This window comes from Methanolobus zinderi (assembly GCF_013388255.1).
GTDB classification, from domain to species: Archaea; Halobacteriota; Methanosarcinia; order Methanosarcinales; family Methanosarcinaceae; genus Methanolobus; species Methanolobus zinderi.
Genome location: NZ_CP058215.1, coordinates 2,244,992 through 2,260,682, shown reverse-complemented (window position 1 = coordinate 2,260,682; position 15,691 = coordinate 2,244,992). Strand labels below are relative to the sequence as shown.

Sequence of the window (15,691 nt, the reverse complement as noted above, 5' to 3'; positions counted from 1 at the left end):
TTTTAGCTTAATTTCTGAGATGCAATTTCTATAGCTTCCATGAGGCTGTTTTTTGGCATAATCGTCGCAACCGGGATTCTCAGTATCTTTTCTACAGTGGGACTTACTATGGGTGCGCAGACAAGTGCTTTGGCACCATCTCTCTCAGCACGGATAGCTGCAATGATAGCCTCTTCCATGGATGTTGCCGAATACTCCCGTATGGTGTATAATGTGTTGCCTATCTTTCTCTTTGATTCACTCATACTGTCAAGAACCGGACGTGCGGCTATGACTGCTATAAAATCACCCTTCTCAGACCCTTCTATCATTTTTATGGTCCGGACTATCTGGCGCAGGGTTTTCATGTTAGGCTCCCGTTTTCCCGACATGATCTTATACAATGTACTCTGAGGTATGTCCGCCCTATCTGCGAACTCAACGGCAGTCAGGCCAAGATCTTCTTTGATGGCCTTTGATAATACTTCTCTGAAGTTTTCATCAGATTCAAAGACAGCATCGATCACTTTATCAGCAGCATTCATTCTTCCCACCTCACTATTTGTGCCAAATAAATGTCCTATTTAGGCAATGTTCTCTTTAGTATTAATACGTTTGGGATAAATTAAGCTCTTTTAGGGAAATATATATAATATATATTGTTCGAACTTTAGTTATTGAACATTAAAAGGTGATAATATGGACAGCAGAAAGTTTCTAAAATCATCCACATTTTTGATATTAACAATTCTTGTGGCTGTGGCCGTACTCGTGTCCGGCTGCGCAGAACAGGGTACAGACACAGGAAACGAAACAGAAGGAGCAACGGTTACAGAACTAACATTCGGTTATCAGCCAAGTACCCACCAGATTGCCTATCTTGCAGCAAAAGATAATGGATGGTGGACTGAAGATCTCTCTCCATTTGGTGTTGAAACACTAAATGACAATGTATTCCCTACAGGCGCTCCTGAAATGCAGGCCATGCTCTCAGGTGAGCTGGATGTAGCATATGTAGGTGCTGCCCCGGTGGTAGCTGCTATTGCAAATGGCCTGGACGGAAAGATCGTTGCTGCGGCACAGATACAGGGGTCTGATATCGTATTGCGTAATGAATATGAATACGAGAGTCCGGAAGATCTGAAAGGCCTGAGAATAGCCACCTTCCCGCCAGGAACAATACAGGATACACTCCTGAGGAACTGGCTTGAGTCAAACAACATCGATCCAGAGAACGATGTTACCATCGTACCAATGGGTCCGGGAGATGCGATGACAGCTATCTCAGCCGAACAGGTTGATGCTGTGTTCCTGCCACATCCCGCACCAACTCTCATTGCAGAGGAAGGCGTTGGCAGATCAGTAGTATCTTCAGGTGAGATCCAGGAAGATCACGCATGCTGTGTTGTTGTCGTTAGCGGTGATCTCATTCGTGAGAACCCTGAAATGGTCCAGCAGATCGTGGAAACACACGTACGTGCAACCGAGTATACAGTGGAGAACCCTGATGAGGCAGCACAGATATTTGCCGATGACCAGGACTGGGATGTTGAAGTCGTAGAGCAGTCGATTAATGACTGGGACGGAGAATGGGTCTCAGATCCAAACCTCATAGTCAACTCCACAGTGGACTATGCTCAGGTACAGTACGAACTTGGTTACATCAGTGCACCACTTGAGCAGGATGACATATTTGATCTGAGCTTCTATGAAGCTCTGGATCAATAATTTTTTTATTTTAGCAGTAAGTTGAATAATGATAAAAACATTTACAAACCGGTCTAAAATAATACTGATTTTTTTCAAACCGGAGGAATAATGGTCAGGGAACATTTTCAAAGTTTAAAGGATAAGGGCGTGGAAATTTTTTCCATTCTGGCTGCATTGGTTATATGGCAGCTTGTAGCTGTTTATGTAGTACAGAATAAATTCTTCCTTCCAAGCTTTACAGATGTTTCCCTTGCATTTATTTCTGTGATCTCAAGGCAGGTTAACTTTCCTTTGCTCTCCATGGAGCTGCCTGTGCTGATTGTAGATCTTTTGTACAGTATGATGCATTTCTTAATAGGTCTCATAGCTGCACTCCTGGTAGGCATGCCTGTGGGTATGCTCATGGGATGGTTCCGATCGGTTGACAGGGTACTTGACCCTCTCATTGAGATAGTTCGTCCGATTCCGCCACTTGCCTGGATTCCCTTTGCCATCATATGGATTGGCCTTAACCCCTTCGGGGCGGGATTCGTGATATTCATAGGAGCCCTGTTTCCAATAGTGATCAACACCTTTACCGGCTTCAAGAACATTCCCCGTATATATGTGGAAGCCGCTAAGGTCCTGGGATGTAATACCGACCGTGAACTGATACGACATGTTGCACTTCCTTCGGCACTACCCTCGATAGTTGCCGGTGTGCGTATTGCCATGGGAGTCGGATGGATGTGTCTGGTAGCTGCGGAGATGTTCGGTGTTAGCAGGAACGGACTTGGCTATAAGATATGGCACCACTACTACCTGCACAATATGGATTTCGTACTTGTCTACATGCTTGTGCTGGGATTCCTGGGACTGCTTATCGACCGCATGCTACGCTATTATCTTGAAGGAAGGTTCCTCAAGTGGCGTACAGGGGTGGTGATGTAATGAGCAGTGTCAGTGTAAAAGGCGTCTCGCGTAAGTTTGTAAAAGATGAGGTCACTCAGACCCTTGCTCTTGACAATATAGACCTTGACATCAAGGATCAGGAATTCGTATGCTTTATCGGACCTTCAGGATGTGGAAAGACCACCCTTCTCAGGGTCATCTCAGGTCTTGACACGCCCGATCAGGGTGAGATAGTCGTGGGTAATGAGAAAATAACCGGTCCCGGACCCAAGAGAGGTATGGTGTTTCAGGAATACTCTCTCTTTCCATGGAAATCGGTCAAAGACAACATAATATTCGGTCCCAGGATGAGAGGAATTCCCAGAAATGAGGCTCTTGAGGAAGCTGAAAAATATCTGGAACTTGTGGGTCTTACACAGTTCAGGGACAGCTATCCCCATGAACTCTCAGGTGGAATGAAACAGAGGGTTGCCATTGCACGTGCCCTTGCAAACGAACCTGAAGTGCTGCTGATGGATGAACCCTTCGGAGCACTGGATGCCCAGACAAGAAATTCTCTGCAGCATGAGTTACTCAACATATGGCAAAAAAAGCATCTTACTGTCCTCTTTGTCACACACAGTGTGGATGAGGCTGTTTTCCTGGCTGACAGGATCGTGATGTTCACCGCACGCCCGGGTAAGATCAAGGAGATCACAAGGGTTGATATTCCAAGACCCCGTGACAGGACAAGTCTGGAAGTCAACCAGTTGCGTAACCATTTGCTGAAATTGCTTTCCGAGGAACAAAAGAAGTGAACAGGAGAAATCTCAATTTCACTCAGAACGCACAATTACTTTTGTTCCTGATTCTATTTCCTTAACATTTACCTTTCCGATGAGCTCGAGCACTTCACTGGCCCTGGCAAAACCTACCGTAGATCCAGGTCTTATGGACATTGTCTTTCCGGAAATTGCCGAACCATGAACAGTAACCCTGTCAAAGAGCTTCAGGTCATTTGCCGCTTCGATGTCACCCTGTATCTCAGACCTGGATCCGATAACTATATCATCAGCCCTGATGTTTCCTTTGACAGAAGAACCTTTACCGAGCTTAAGAGTTCCCTTGACATTGAGGTTTTTCCAGAATCCGGATCCTGCTCCCACAATAAAGTTCCCGTCGATGTTTATATCATTCTCAAAATATGATCGTTTTCGGGCAATGTAGGTGTTTGATTCCTCGTGGTACTTTATGAACTCTTCACTCATCGCATTCACCGTATTACCTTAATACTTTTGTTAATTATAAATCCTGCTCTGAACAGAACAATAAACCGGCAGATAAAAAAAGCTAGTTTTCGGCCACTCTAATAAAAACTATTATATATTACAAACTATATACAATTGCATATCTTAACATTTTAATATATCCTAAGATGCGGCTGGTTTTCATGGATTAAGGTGTATGGATGGAATCTCATAATAAGAATCAGGATTTATCAGAACTTACCGAGCAAAATTGCTCCTTGGAGATTGATCCTGATCTTGTCTTCACCGGTAATCTCTCTTCTGAAGAAGTGAGATCCGCAAAACCTTTTCTTGATCTCGTTAATGGATTTATCCTTCTTATTGACAATGAACACAACATTGTGTCAATAAATAAAAAAGCAAGCTCATTATCAGGTTACGCTGCCCAGGATGTTGAAAATAAGAGCTGGCTCGACATTTTTGTTCCTGCAAATCTGCAGGATAAGCTAAAGGCAGATTTCTCATCTGTCTCATGTGATGAAACCAGCTCACAGGATTCTTTTGAATGCCTGGTTCAGTGCAGGGACGGTACGGAACTGAACATGGATCTGAAGGTGACCATCCTCCAGGACGGGGATGGCTCAACCAGCGGTTTTCTCTTGATCGGCAGTGATATCGTTCAAAAGAAAAAGGTGATCAGAGAGAATACAAAACTTCTTTCCTTCCTTGGAGCTGCCACCTATGCAGTTATCTTTTCCGATTCCAGCGGCCACATAACTTTCTGGAACAAAGCTGCTGCTGAATTGTTCGGATATGAGGAAGAGGAAGCTCTTGGTCAGCCCCTCACAATCATCATGCCCAAGCGCTACAGGAAGGCCCATGAGGGCTGGGATCAGATCATATCCATTGGCAAGTCTCCTGTTGTAGGGCGGATATTCGAGGTCACAGGCCTGCGAAAAGATGGCAGTGAGTTCCCTGTGGAGATATCCATCAATACTACTCATGTAAAAGGAGAAGTTTTCCATGGCGCTTTTCTGAATGACATCTCCAAACGTAAGATGAAAGAGCGTCTGATGACCATTTCCAAGAACAAATATCGTATGATGTTCGAGAAGTCCCCGCTGGGAATATTCCACTTTGACGAAAATGGTGTTATCACTCAGTGTAATGAGAATTTCGTGAAGATCGTGGGGGCTCCTGAAGAAAATGTAATATCTTCTATCATGGGCTTTAATATGCTCAGATCTTTCAGGGACAGATCCATTAAGAAAGCCATCAGGCAGGTTCTTGCTGGTATTCCTGCCAGATATGAGGACAATTTCCATTCACCTTTCTCAAGCAAGGTCATACCGATCAAGGCAGAGTTCAGTCCGGTGATATCCGAAGAAGGAAAACTCATGGGTGGTGTATGTGTTGTAGAGGATTTCACCGAGCGCAAAGCTGCGGAAGAAGCCCTGAACACATATGCTGACGAGCTTTCAAAGGCAAATGAGGAGCTCAAGTCCCTTGACAGGATGAAGGACGAATTCCTTTCAAACCTGAGGCATGAACTCACCACGCCCCTTATCCCGATCAAAGGGTACAGTGAACTGATGTTTGACGGCGCCCTGGGAGATCTGAACGAAAGACAGCATGATGCCATGGAAAAGATCATGCTCAGCTCCGAGAGGCTCAAAAGACTGATCGATTCCCTGCTCTATGTCAGTATTACCGAAGGTGGTAATGTGGATTATACGTTCATTCCTCTTCGCCTGACAGAGGTCCTGGAGTCTGCCATCAATGACAGGTCTCCTGAAATAACCAGCAAGGGACATACAATTGAAAAAGATCTTCCCTGCGACCTCCCTCTCATAGAAGGGGATCTGGATTACCTGAGGAATGTATTTGTAAATCTTATCGATAACTCCGTCAAATTCACACCTGACAAGGGGATTATTAAGATATCTGCGTCAAATGAAGACGATCATGCCCATCTGCAGATAGCAGATAACGGGATTGGTATAGGGGATACGGAGATTCTGAACATATTCAACAGGTTCTACCAGGTCGATGGCTCTTCCACACGCAAGTATGGCGGAAATGGTCTTGGTCTTTATATCTGTAAAAAGATAATCGAAGCTCATAAAGGAGAAATATGGGCTGAAAGCAGACAGGGTGAAGGCACCACTATTCATGTGACGCTTCCCTTCAAGCAGAAATCTATGGAAGACCAGCCTTCTCCAGAGATGCAAGAGTGATCAGGCTCAACGCTGTTGTATTGATGTCACCCTCATTTTTTCCCCAGGAGCCATTATCGTTCATCCTGTCCAGCAACCACTGGACGGATTCTCCGAGTTCAGAACAGTAACCTGTGTTTATCAGGGCCTGCATTACTATATTGCTTGTGGCAGGGGTTTTCCAAGCTCCTTCTGCAGTGCGTTCTGAGAGTATCCATTCAGCACGCTCATCTATGAACTTTTCAAGATCATTGCTCTCATCTTCACAAATCTCGTCCTGTTTTTTCAGTGCGTTTATGATCAGGGCAGTTGTTCCGGGATGTTCCCATGAGGCTCCGTAGTTATCAATAAGCCACAAACAACCTTCTCTGTTCCAAACTCCCATATCCGCAAGTGAAGCCAGTACATATGCAGTATCATAGACATCGTTATTCCATGCCATGTCTTTTTGTTCAGAGAGCATCCATGCTATCACATCGGAAAAAACAGTACCTCCAGGGGCCAGAGCTGAGGCTGCACGTGCAGTATCCCTGAGTGAATTTTCCCAGCAGGCTCCTTTTTTCAGATCGATGAGCTTAGAAACCAGGTCTGTCTTTACATCCCAGAGATAAGCTGCCTGGATTACACGTGAGATTTGCTTGACATTACTGATGTCCTGGGAAAGCAGCCATTTAAACGTCCTTTCGCTCTGGAATTGCATACATCTTCAGATGCCTGCATGCTTATTTATTTTTTCGCAGAGCAATCGTACCTGTGCCTCTGCTCATACTCCATGCGCTTTCCGGGGTTCCAGTTGCTGACATGTCCGTAATATCCCGTAACCCTGGAAATATGGTCTGCTACCTCCTCGCCGCAGAGCAGGCATGTCTCCCTTTTTCCACGTGTGGTGTGTCCGTTAATGCAAACCGAAAAATCAGGGGACAGGCAGAAATATGCAAGTTTCGTTCCCGCAAGTCGCTGTATGAACCTGCTCAATCCTTCAGGGTCCGGAGTGCTCTCTCCAATCCATATGTGGCATATGGTGCCACCTGTGAAATAGGGATGGAATTCGGATTCAATGTTTATGCGGTCAATAAGGGAGATGTTACTGTTGTATGGGACATGGGTTGAATTTGTGTAATAGGGAGTGTTTACAGTGCCCTGCACATTTGCACGTTTTCCATACCTGTGGCTGTCCAGCAGTGCAAACCTGTAAGCCGTACTTTCGGCAGGAGTCTGCTCCAGTGTGTACTCTATCCCGTCCTCAATAGAGAATTGCGTGATCTTTTCGGATATATGCCGTATTATCTCAAGACCCGTTTCCTGCTGCTCTGTCAGTGGTCTGCCTGTTAGATTCATCAGACATTCATTCAGGCCGACAACTCCGAAGGTGAGATGGCGTTTTGCGAAATCATAGTAAGGTATTTCTTCACTGGTATTGTTCATAAGCCATGGCAGCAGCCTCCATTCATAAAGTGATCTCCTTATTATCTCGTTTCCTTCCAGGAGTGCCTGACGGCTTATTTCCATTACCCTGTCAATTTCGGTATATAGGTCATCAGGGAAGTTTATTCTTGCCGTTATGCCTGGCAAATTCACGGAGACAACTTTGTTGGAACCTGTTCCGATGCCTCCCGCACTCCAGATCCCTCCGCTGTGTTTTGCAAGCAAACGGCAGCACATGGCCTGCACAGTTTCCTCCTCGAGGTAGTCTGCTGTAAGATTCAGAAAATATGGCGCACCGGTACTTGAAGCAGCCCTCATGGTACTGTGCCAGAGCTCATCATCCGGATCAATGTCCTCTGTTATTGCAGTGGTGAGTAACGGGAAAGTAAAAGGTGCTCCGCTTGCATCTCCTGCTGCCGCAACTTCCATAAAGGTCCTGTATATTGATCTTGCCTCGTGTTCAAATTCACGATAGGTCGCATCAAGCAGTTTGCCTCCAAAGATTACCCTTTCATCTTCAAGCATTGACGGACAGCTAATGCGAAGACCAATGTTGGTAAACGCGCTCTGTGCACCAATACGGTTTGACTGGTTCATCTGGAACATGAATCCCTGTATCATCTTGTATAGTTCTTCCTCATCGATACTATCATAATACAGATAGGGAGCAAGTAGCCAGTTCAGCATATCAACGGCCTGGGCTCCCGCAAAGAACTGCTGTGAATGCAACATAAAGGACATCGTATGGTAAAGTGCGGCCTCAAAGCGCCTTGCAGGAAGACTTATCGTATCAGGGAACCTGAGTCCGTCGATTAAAAATATTCTTGCATCTATACCGTTACAGTAGGGCTTGAAGGGACTATGGAGATCATGTATGTGAATGACCCCGTCAAGATGGGCGTTTGCTACTTCCTTTGAGTAGAGCTTTTCAAGAGCATATCTTTTCTTGATCTGTGTTGCGAGATGAAGATCAATGACCGAGGGGCTGGTACGTGTGTTCGAGTTCTCCTTGAGAAGCCAGCTACTGTCGTACAGGACATCATCCACAAGTTCCAGTGGATCGATAAAACCAAGTCTGTCTATGTTATTGGAACTACTTTCCACTCCCATGATAAAATATCTGTTCCGGAAGTCTATATAACTAACCCGGGGTTCTGATAAAAAAGAGTAAAAAAGAGGCTAAGTTCCCTTAGTGTAATTATTTCTTGAAATTCTCCACGCTGTCTACGACCTTGCTGAATTCCCTGAACCATTCAAGGTCTCTGTCTCCTTCGAGATGAACCCTTCCCTGATCCTCTATATCAGCGATCTCAGGATCGATCGGTAACTCTCCGATGACATCTACATCAAAGTCAGCAGCGGCCTTTTCGACCCCACCCATTCCGTAGATGTCTATCTTTTCATCACAGTGCGGACATCTCATAGCACCCATGTTCTCCACAATACCGATGACAGGTACTTCGAGCATGTGAGCAAAGGTCAGGGATTTCCTAACACTCAGAAGGGCCACGTCCTGGGGAGTGGTTACCACTACGGCACCGTCAAGTTTCTCGATCAGCTGTGCAATGCTCAGTGGTTCGTCTCCTGTACCCGGCGGCAGATCAATGAACAGGTAGTCCAGCTTTCCCCATGCAACCTCTTCAAGGAACTGTTTGATGGCTGCCATTTTTGCAGGTCCTCTCCATATGATGGGTGAGTCCTTATCCTCCACCAAAAGTGCTATTGACATGATACTCAGATTCTCAGTTACAGGAATGGGTATAATCCCATCCTCACCTACATTTGGTCTCTCATCCTCGATCCCGAACATCTTTGGAATACTTGGTCCGTGTATATCCGCATCAAGCAGGCCCACTTTATATCCACGGTCAGCAAGGCGCGCAGCAAGGTTCGCGGCAACGGTACTTTTACCAACTCCACCTTTGCCACTCATGACCATAATCTTATTCTTGATCGCTCTCATCTGTTTGATGAGCTTTGATTCCTGTGGTTTCTCAAGCAAAGTTTCAGGACTCTGGATATTTTGTGCCATTTGATCTCCTCTGTGATAAATTATGAATTGTGTATGAATTGTAATCGTTCTGTTTAATGTCTGGTCGAATAATCCTTATCTGAATAAGAATCATTGCTATTCTTTTCCGGTATCAACAGGACTCTCATTTGCTATTTCTATGGCCTTTCCGGTGGTGAGTGCCAGTGCTACTTTCTTTCTTGCACTTTTCAGGTCTTTCCAGAAAGCACGTCTTGAAATGCCCATTGTAAAAGCTGCATCTTCCTGTGTCATCCCTTCAACATCCACAAGTCTTAAGGCTTCCAGTTCTTCGATTGCAAGGGATACGGTATCAAGTTCCTTTAGCGGTACTCCCCTAGGTTTGAAGTAAAGCACTTCAGGAGAACAGCCGACTCTTCTTGGAGACTTAGGTCTGCCTCTGCATTTCATTAGTTTTCATGAAGGAGATTTGAGTACTTAAAACTTATCAGTAAAATTTATTAAATAATTCCCATATGGGAATGAATTTAAAACCCTCATACGAAATATGCCAGCAGACTCAGCAACCCAAGTACTATGCAAAATCTGGCAAAATCAAATCTCTCTGCGATCTTTATAAAGAGATCAATGGTAAGTATCCCGAATATAAAGGCAAAGAGTAACGCCAGTAGCGAATTCATATCGATTGTCAGTATTCCCATTGCTGCTATCCCCACATCTGCTGCCAGTACCGCAGGTATGCTCATGAGGAAACTCAGTCTGAGCGCCTGGGTGGCATTGAAGTTTCTCAGAAGCAGGGATGAGACTGTGATCCCTGAACGGCTGATGCCGGGAAGTGCTGCAAATCCCTGGGCAACTCCTGTGAAAAGAGAATCTCCAAAAGAGGGCAGCTCTTTTCTTGTTTCCCTTTTTGAGGCGCTTATCTGCAGCAGGCCGGTGAATATCAACAGCAGACCGATCAGGGCAGTTGCGATCTTCCCTGATATCTCTGTCATTCCGGTTGCAAAGATTATCAAGGGAAGGCCTACCAGACCGGTCAGGAGTGTTGAAATGATAAGAAAATTGATTATCGGTTGATCTTCTCTCTTACCTGATGCCAGATTTTCCAGATATTGCGGGATATCTTTCAGGATCTCCATGATGTCTTTTCTGAAATATATGGTTGCAGAGAGCAGTGTCCCCGTGTGCAGCCAGATGGAGATGGGAAGGGCTTCAGCAAGCGTCTTTCCGAAAACATTTATCATCAAAAGGGATGTCATTCCCTCGCTGCTTATGGGTAACCACTCAGCCACTCCCTGGACGATACCAAGTATGACCGCCTCAAAAATTGTTAACATCACGCGTTATCTTCTTTATTTGTATATATATTGCTTGGTAAATTGGGATGATCAATAATGGGCATACCTGCTCAAGTTATTAACAAGAATCACCGTTGCAACAACAGTCAGCACTATCCATGTCCTTACCTCTGAGGGCTGCTCTTATCATTGCCCAGGCACATCCAACTCCACTCTGAACTTCAATTGCCTGCACGGGACAATTCATTGCGCATGCTCCGCATTCCATACACGATGAAGGTCTTTTGAGTTCAACGTGTTCCCCTCCTCCAGTGAACACTCCATGAGGGCAGACCTGTGTGCACATAAGACAGTTGATACACTTTTCAGGATAATATTGCAGAGTATTCTCATTATATGAATCAAACATCAGATCACTTCCATTAAACGAGTTATCCCGAGAATGATAAGGAGTAACATTCCCGTAACTGCCATAAGTGCCATCAAAGGCACGTATCTGAAAATCTCTTTTTTGACACCTGTTCTTGATGTATGGGTTGTGCAACCTGTGAAATTGAGGGCAAGGTATGCGGTTACTGAGGCGGTTAAAAGGAATGTTGTTAACACAGCAACTATTCTCTCCCACAAAAGGAGCTCAGAGCCAGCTGCAATAGTTGCTGCAAAAGGAATTGTTACGATTGCGCCCAGGATAAGTCCTTTTGTGCTAAAGTCCTGTGTCGGGATGAAAGGATACAGAACAGGGAACAATACAGCTCCTGTAAATGCAATTAAGATTGCTATGAATGCTGCAAAAGGACCGGCCAGCAAATAGAGAATAAGGGCAGCGATCAATGTTGGCAGAACAATATGGGTTAATTCTATGGGTGTCAGCACCAGTCTTTCCCGGAAGGTGAACCGGACTCTGCGCATTTCAGGTGTTGCAGTGTGTGTTTTAAGATACTCCGGCAGATCCCTGGCACGTACGGGTCCGTATTCTACATTAAATCCCGACAGGCGCCTCACTTCATGTGCAGAAACACCCGGAGCACTTAGCTGAGGTAAAATTATGTTTCTATGCTTGATTATATCTGAGAGTCCTGACCACCTGATACGGTATACAATCTCTGCAGTGCCGAATGTTCCTTTGCCGGCAGCACACCATACATTGATCCCTTTGGTATCGATTACAAGGATGTAACAGTCGATACCCGCCAGTGAGCTGCGTAGCGCATCGAAGCTGAGTGTGTAATTAGCCGAGACGAATACCGGTGAATCCGCATCAGGGTTTCCCAGTCTGTAGATGCCGGGTTCTACGATGTGGCCCATTCTGTTCACTCCCAGTCGGGCAAGGAAATGGTCAGATCTGTCCCTGAATGAAATGGTGCTTGTAGTTTCACGGATCACAGGCGCATGGCTATTCCGGTTCAGATCGATCATTCTGATAAATTGGTCTGTATCCGCTTTGCTGTCAGGTTGGCAGCATGAGCCTGTATCTTTATTATCCATATTCCTTCTCTCTGTAATGATAGTTCATCCAGATGGTCTGGAATATTAATACTATGAAAGTATGCTACACATATATCTATCTGCTAAATAGAAAAGCAACTGCTATGGTTGATAATGAAATAATCAGATAAGCTTATCCTTCAATCTTGTGAGACAAAGATCAAACCGGAAGATCACTCAAATCTATCTCTTCCCCCGTCCTCAACCGGTCCCTTAAAAGAGTTATCTTCCTGTCTATCTTCTCAAGGCTCTTGAGGTGCTTTTTCTCATCTTCTGTGGTCTTCAGCAGTTTTGAGATTCCGCCGTTCTTGATGACCAGCCGCTGATCTGCCGAGAGTGCCAGCAGGGGATCGTGGGTGCTTATCAGGACGATCTTGTTGTTGCTTACCAGAAGTTCCAGGGATCTTACCTTATCTACCCCGGCGTTCTCGATCTCATCGATAAGGACAACGGATGCAGGACTCAGAAGTGCTGTATCTGCTATCATCAGTGCTCGTGACTGTCCGCCTGAGAGCTCTGTGACAGGGGTATTCCGGCTGAAAGTCTCCCCTGCCAGGACGTTTGCAGTGTCATATATTTTCCGGATGATATGTGATATCTCATCGACCATACGGCTTTCAGCATGAAGTGTCAGGAAGTCCTCTACACTGAGGTCCATGACAAAGTTCATGTTCTGTGAAAGCTGTGCAATAAAACGTCCTTCGGTTGAGAAACGCTCCTCATCACTTGGCGATCTGCCATCAACCAGTATCCTGCGCCCGGTGGGAGTATCTTCCTGCGCCAAGGATTCGATATCGGCAAGCAGGCGTGATTTACCTGATCCCGTGGGACCGACTATAGCTGTCACCTCTCCCTTTTTAAGTTCTACCAAAAAGGACTCCTTCTTGCCTTTTTTATCCTTTCCGGGGAGCACTGTCAGGGATTCAACCATGAACCTGCTTTCCTGCTGAAGTGCTCTTACCTGCTCGATGAACAGGAAGAAACCTTCAATGAAATCGGAATAGCTACTCCCTTTCTCAACAAAATAATCTTCGCCGATTATAGAACTCAGCTCTTCCAGCTTATTGTCTCTAAACCTGGCAGGATCGATGGCGAAAGAAGAGAAGTAGTCCTCTATCCAGGGCATCATCTCCATGAGTTCATCTATTGTCATCCGGAGCATATATGTCCGCAATCTAATCATCCCCTCTGAAATTCACGAGCTTTGAAACACCGATCTGCCTGTCATCTCCGATCTTCCTTTCCCCGAGACAGTACGAACACAGGGCTCCGGGCATGGTAAATCTAAGTATGGCTCCCTGAAGTGTCTCAACCGAGCCGCTTTTCTCGACAAGCTTTGCAAGATAGAAGCCACCCTGTCCCGTAACGCCATTGATATGAATTATCGTTCCACCGGGGTTGACCTGTCGGACCCTGTATGCAAAGACCTCACGCTCTGCCTGGGAGACAATATCCCCTTTGGTAATGACGACGATATCTGCAAGTTTTAGCATGGGACCGATCTTTCTGGGCGTATTGACCCCACTCAGATTATCTATGACACAGATTGCCAGAACATCTCTGATATGCGGAGAACAACGGTTGCAGAGGCCGGCACTCTCGGTGATGAGATAATCGAAGTTACGCTCTTTTGCCCATCCAAGTGCCTCCTCTATATTGCTCACAAAGAAGTGATCAGGACACAGCCCTCCAGAGAGCCCGGTCCTGACCGGAATATTGGAACTTGAATAGAGTTCTTCATCCTGAGCCGAGAGGCAGTCGAACTTGACCACACCGACATTCAGTCCCTTCTGCCTGAGTTCTTCAATTGTCCTGATTATGATACTGGTTTTTCCTGATGACGGAGGACCTGCTACCGTGACAAGTCTCAAAAGACACCTCCGGTGATGGTGAACTGTTTATTGAAGACCTCTGCTATCTCTTTTTTAAGAGATCCTACATCGGTATTCATCAGGTACTCCCATCCCATCCAGTAAAGTGGCATGTCCTTAAGATCATTATCGACTTCAGGATTCGTTGTAGGGAATAAGGCTCTGGCAGAGACTTCGCCGAACTCTTTTCCGCAAAGGAAATCCGTGATCTCCTTTACATTTTCCGCTGCACTTTTCTTGACCAGCATCTGTACCGGGCTTACAATAGCTCCTTCTGAAGGAATGGTGATGGTTATACTGGACTTGTCCTTGATCTTCCTGGTAAAGAAGTAGGGCATAATGTACATGGCCGGTACATCGTCTTTTTTGCTGTCTATCATCTTCACCATCTCGGATGGATGGAGTCCTGTATATATTGATGATGCAAGCTTTTTGATACCTTCCATTCCGTACATCTGATAGAAGGGAAGCAGTACTCCATTGCAGAAAAATCCGTTCATTCCCCGCATGGCAACCCTGTTGCGGTTTTCTTCTTTCAGAACATCTTCCCAGGATTTCGGCTTACTGTCATCCTCCATGAGCTCATCTATTGTCACCAGAACAAGCAGGTTTGCAGAGAGCATGGTGAACTGGTCGCGTGGGTCGGCATAATCTATTGATTTCAGATCGCGGTTCATGGGAGATGAATTAAGATTCACGAAATAGTCCTTGCTGAGAAAGTTCTCCCGGAAGGGTTTGTGATAGAAACTGTTGATATCGGAACTGATAATTATGTCCGGCAGTTCGTCGATGGATGTAACCGAATCTACATATGCATAGTAGGAGAGCTCATGATTAACATTACCTTCTACAAGGGAATGGAGCATATTGCCGGTTTTTTCCCTGTACTCAGTTGAAAAGGCATCAAGTGCACGATTAAAGGGCATTTTCATACCGCAAGGTAAGAGGGCAAGAAGGCTCAGCTCCTTTTGTCTTTCCGGGGAATCCGCAAGTGTAAAATCTCCCTTTGCTTCATTGTCCTCAACAGCCTGATTCAAAAGCTCAATAAACGATTCCCTGTTCACCGATACCATTGACAGGGCTGTTTTTAATTTCAGCAGTGGGCCAAGTTTTTCGAGCACCTCCCGGTTCTCGAATTTTCCCATTCCATGCTGTTTGAATATTTTTAATAAAGAGGGATGTTCACTCAATATCTGGTAAATGCTCATTGTTTCGTCAATTGTTTTCATATTATTCCCCTGAAGGTTTCATTTCATCTGCCCTGATGCTACTATTTTCTTATCTGGTCAATTCCGTATTTTACCAGTCTTTGTTTGATCTGATCTTTGGGGTTCAATTACTCTAATAAGCAGACAAATATTTAAGTATTAGCATATAGGAAGTTAACTTCCTGTAAAGTTCTTTGATTTTGAAAATAGTCCTGCCTGTTTTTAACTTACATACTTTTTTCCGAAGTAGATGAGTTCCTGTAAAAAAGAAGACGCAGGATTTTATCGCATCATTTTTTGATTTCTCTTTATCTATACTTTTTGCGAAATCAGGTAGAAATAAATATATGTTTTGGATAATGCTTTTATAATTAAACACTTATGTACCTAAA

General features: G+C 45.0%; 16 protein-coding genes. 4 read left to right on the top strand and 12 right to left on the bottom strand.

All coding sequences use genetic code 11. From position 1 onward, the window contains the following. Positions 1 to 2 precede the first annotated feature (2 nt). Positions 3 to 524, bottom strand: a complete 522-nt coding sequence (locus HWN40_RS11075; RefSeq protein ID WP_176965789.1) for a helix-turn-helix domain-containing protein — start codon at positions 522 to 524, stop codon at positions 3 to 5. 154 nt (positions 525 to 678) lie between these two features. On the opposite strand from HWN40_RS11075, the gene HWN40_RS11070 reads away from it, so the two are divergent. The 3 genes from HWN40_RS11070 to HWN40_RS11060 all read left to right on the top strand — a co-directional run bounded on the left by HWN40_RS11070 (position 679) and on the right by HWN40_RS11060 (position 3,377). Continuing rightward, positions 679 to 1,707, top strand: a complete 1,029-nt coding sequence (locus HWN40_RS11070) for an ABC transporter substrate-binding protein (RefSeq protein WP_176965788.1) — start codon at positions 679 to 681, stop codon at positions 1,705 to 1,707. A gap of 90 nt (positions 1,708 to 1,797) precedes the next feature. Continuing rightward, the gene (locus HWN40_RS11065; RefSeq protein ID WP_176965787.1) at positions 1,798 to 2,619 is read left to right on the top strand and encodes an ABC transporter permease; all 822 of its coding nucleotides are present in this window, start codon (positions 1,798 to 1,800) and stop codon (positions 2,617 to 2,619) included. Continuing rightward, positions 2,619 to 3,377, top strand: a complete 759-nt coding sequence (locus HWN40_RS11060) for an ABC transporter ATP-binding protein (protein ID WP_176965786.1) — start codon at positions 2,619 to 2,621, stop codon at positions 3,375 to 3,377. The genes HWN40_RS11065 and HWN40_RS11060 overlap by 1 nt, the downstream gene beginning before the upstream one ends. Before the next feature lie 18 nt (positions 3,378 to 3,395). On the opposite strand, the gene HWN40_RS11055 is transcribed toward HWN40_RS11060, so the two are convergent. Then, complete coding sequence (locus tag HWN40_RS11055) at positions 3,396 to 3,827, bottom strand: polymer-forming cytoskeletal protein (RefSeq protein ID WP_176965785.1); 432 nt, start codon at positions 3,825 to 3,827, stop codon at positions 3,396 to 3,398. A 200-nt stretch (positions 3,828 to 4,027) separates the two neighbouring features. On the opposite strand from HWN40_RS11055, the gene HWN40_RS11050 reads away from it, so the two are divergent. After that, positions 4,028 to 6,043 (top strand): PAS domain-containing sensor histidine kinase, encoded by a 2,016-nt coding sequence (locus tag HWN40_RS11050; RefSeq protein WP_176965784.1) that lies wholly within the window; start codon positions 4,028 to 4,030, stop codon positions 6,041 to 6,043. Here the strand turns inward: HWN40_RS11050 and HWN40_RS11045 are convergent. From HWN40_RS11045 to HWN40_RS11000, 10 genes are all read right to left on the bottom strand, one after another. Beyond that, a complete protein-coding gene (locus HWN40_RS11045; protein WP_176965783.1) occupies positions 6,006 to 6,722 on the bottom strand; it encodes a prenyltransferase/squalene oxidase repeat-containing protein in 717 nt (238 codons plus the stop codon). The two genes, HWN40_RS11050 and HWN40_RS11045, sit on opposite strands and share 38 nt — an antisense overlap. Before the next feature lie 26 nt (positions 6,723 to 6,748). Then, positions 6,749 to 8,557, bottom strand: a complete 1,809-nt coding sequence (gene nrdD, locus HWN40_RS11040) for an anaerobic ribonucleoside-triphosphate reductase (RefSeq protein ID WP_176965782.1) — start codon at positions 8,555 to 8,557, stop codon at positions 6,749 to 6,751. Positions 8,558 to 8,645: 88 nt separating this feature from the next. After that, positions 8,646 to 9,479, bottom strand: a complete 834-nt coding sequence (locus HWN40_RS11035; protein ID WP_176965781.1) for an Mrp/NBP35 family ATP-binding protein — start codon at positions 9,477 to 9,479, stop codon at positions 8,646 to 8,648. A 96-nt stretch (positions 9,480 to 9,575) separates the two neighbouring features. Then, positions 9,576 to 9,887, bottom strand: coding sequence for a DUF134 domain-containing protein (locus HWN40_RS11030; RefSeq protein ID WP_176965780.1), 312 nt, complete (start codon positions 9,885 to 9,887; stop codon positions 9,576 to 9,578). A gap of 86 nt (positions 9,888 to 9,973) precedes the next feature. Beyond that, positions 9,974 to 10,774 (bottom strand): undecaprenyl-diphosphate phosphatase, encoded by an 801-nt coding sequence (locus HWN40_RS11025; RefSeq protein WP_176965779.1) that lies wholly within the window; start codon positions 10,772 to 10,774, stop codon positions 9,974 to 9,976. A 79-nt stretch (positions 10,775 to 10,853) separates the two neighbouring features. Further along, on the bottom strand, positions 10,854 to 11,144 hold the full coding sequence (gene hgcB, locus HWN40_RS11020; protein WP_176965778.1) for a mercury methylation ferredoxin HgcB: 291 nt from the start codon (positions 11,142 to 11,144) through the stop codon (positions 10,854 to 10,856). Beyond that, positions 11,144 to 12,220: a mercury methylation corrinoid protein HgcA gene (gene hgcA, locus HWN40_RS11015; RefSeq protein WP_246275907.1), complete on the bottom strand. Its 1,077-nt coding sequence runs from the start codon at positions 12,218 to 12,220 to the stop codon at positions 11,144 to 11,146. Before hgcA ends, hgcB begins: the two co-directional genes overlap by 1 nt. 160 nt (positions 12,221 to 12,380) lie before the next feature. Next, the gene (locus tag HWN40_RS11010; RefSeq protein ID WP_246275906.1) at positions 12,381 to 13,403 is read right to left on the bottom strand and encodes an ATP-binding cassette domain-containing protein; all 1,023 of its coding nucleotides are present in this window, start codon (positions 13,401 to 13,403) and stop codon (positions 12,381 to 12,383) included. Then, positions 13,396 to 14,091 carry a GTP-binding protein gene (locus HWN40_RS11005; protein WP_176965776.1) on the bottom strand — a complete coding sequence of 232 codons (696 nt, stop codon included), beginning with the start codon at positions 14,089 to 14,091 and terminating at the stop codon, positions 13,396 to 13,398. Before HWN40_RS11005 ends, HWN40_RS11010 begins: the two co-directional genes overlap by 8 nt. After that, positions 14,088 to 15,320, bottom strand: coding sequence for an ABC transporter substrate-binding protein (locus HWN40_RS11000; protein WP_176965775.1), 1,233 nt, complete (start codon positions 15,318 to 15,320; stop codon positions 14,088 to 14,090). The genes HWN40_RS11005 and HWN40_RS11000 overlap by 4 nt, the downstream gene beginning before the upstream one ends. Positions 15,321 to 15,691 lie beyond the last annotated feature (371 nt).

Bases quoted from the DNA above. Each gene is read 5' to 3' on its own strand.
- hgcB (WP_176965778.1), bottom strand. From the start codon at position 11,144: ATGTTTGATTCATATAATGAGAATACTCTGCAATATTATCCTGAAAAG.
- HWN40_RS11070 (WP_176965788.1), top strand. From the start codon at position 679: ATGGACAGCAGAAAGTTTCTAAAATCATCCACATTTTTGATATTAACA.
- HWN40_RS11030 (WP_176965780.1), bottom strand. From the start codon at position 9,887: ATGAAATGCAGAGGCAGACCTAAGTCTCCAAGAAGAGTCGGCTGTTCT.
- HWN40_RS11045 (WP_176965783.1), bottom strand. From the start codon at position 6,722: ATGCAATTCCAGAGCGAAAGGACGTTTAAATGGCTGCTTTCCCAGGAC.
- HWN40_RS11050 (WP_176965784.1), top strand. From the start codon at position 4,028: ATGGAATCTCATAATAAGAATCAGGATTTATCAGAACTTACCGAGCAA.
- hgcA (WP_246275907.1), bottom strand. From the start codon at position 12,220: ATGGATAATAAAGATACAGGCTCATGCTGCCAACCTGACAGCAAAGCG.
- HWN40_RS11010 (WP_246275906.1), bottom strand. From the start codon at position 13,403: ATGATTAGATTGCGGACATATATGCTCCGGATGACAATAGATGAACTC.
- HWN40_RS11025 (WP_176965779.1), bottom strand. From the start codon at position 10,774: ATGTTAACAATTTTTGAGGCGGTCATACTTGGTATCGTCCAGGGAGTG.
- HWN40_RS11060 (WP_176965786.1), top strand. From the start codon at position 2,619: ATGAGCAGTGTCAGTGTAAAAGGCGTCTCGCGTAAGTTTGTAAAAGAT.
- HWN40_RS11075 (WP_176965789.1), bottom strand. From the start codon at position 524: ATGAATGCTGCTGATAAAGTGATCGATGCTGTCTTTGAATCTGATGAA.
- HWN40_RS11000 (WP_176965775.1), bottom strand. From the start codon at position 15,320: ATGAAAACAATTGACGAAACAATGAGCATTTACCAGATATTGAGTGAA.
- HWN40_RS11065 (WP_176965787.1), top strand. From the start codon at position 1,798: ATGGTCAGGGAACATTTTCAAAGTTTAAAGGATAAGGGCGTGGAAATT.
- HWN40_RS11035 (WP_176965781.1), bottom strand. From the start codon at position 9,479: ATGGCACAAAATATCCAGAGTCCTGAAACTTTGCTTGAGAAACCACAG.
- HWN40_RS11055 (WP_176965785.1), bottom strand. From the start codon at position 3,827: ATGAGTGAAGAGTTCATAAAGTACCACGAGGAATCAAACACCTACATT.
- nrdD (WP_176965782.1), bottom strand. From the start codon at position 8,557: ATGGGAGTGGAAAGTAGTTCCAATAACATAGACAGACTTGGTTTTATC.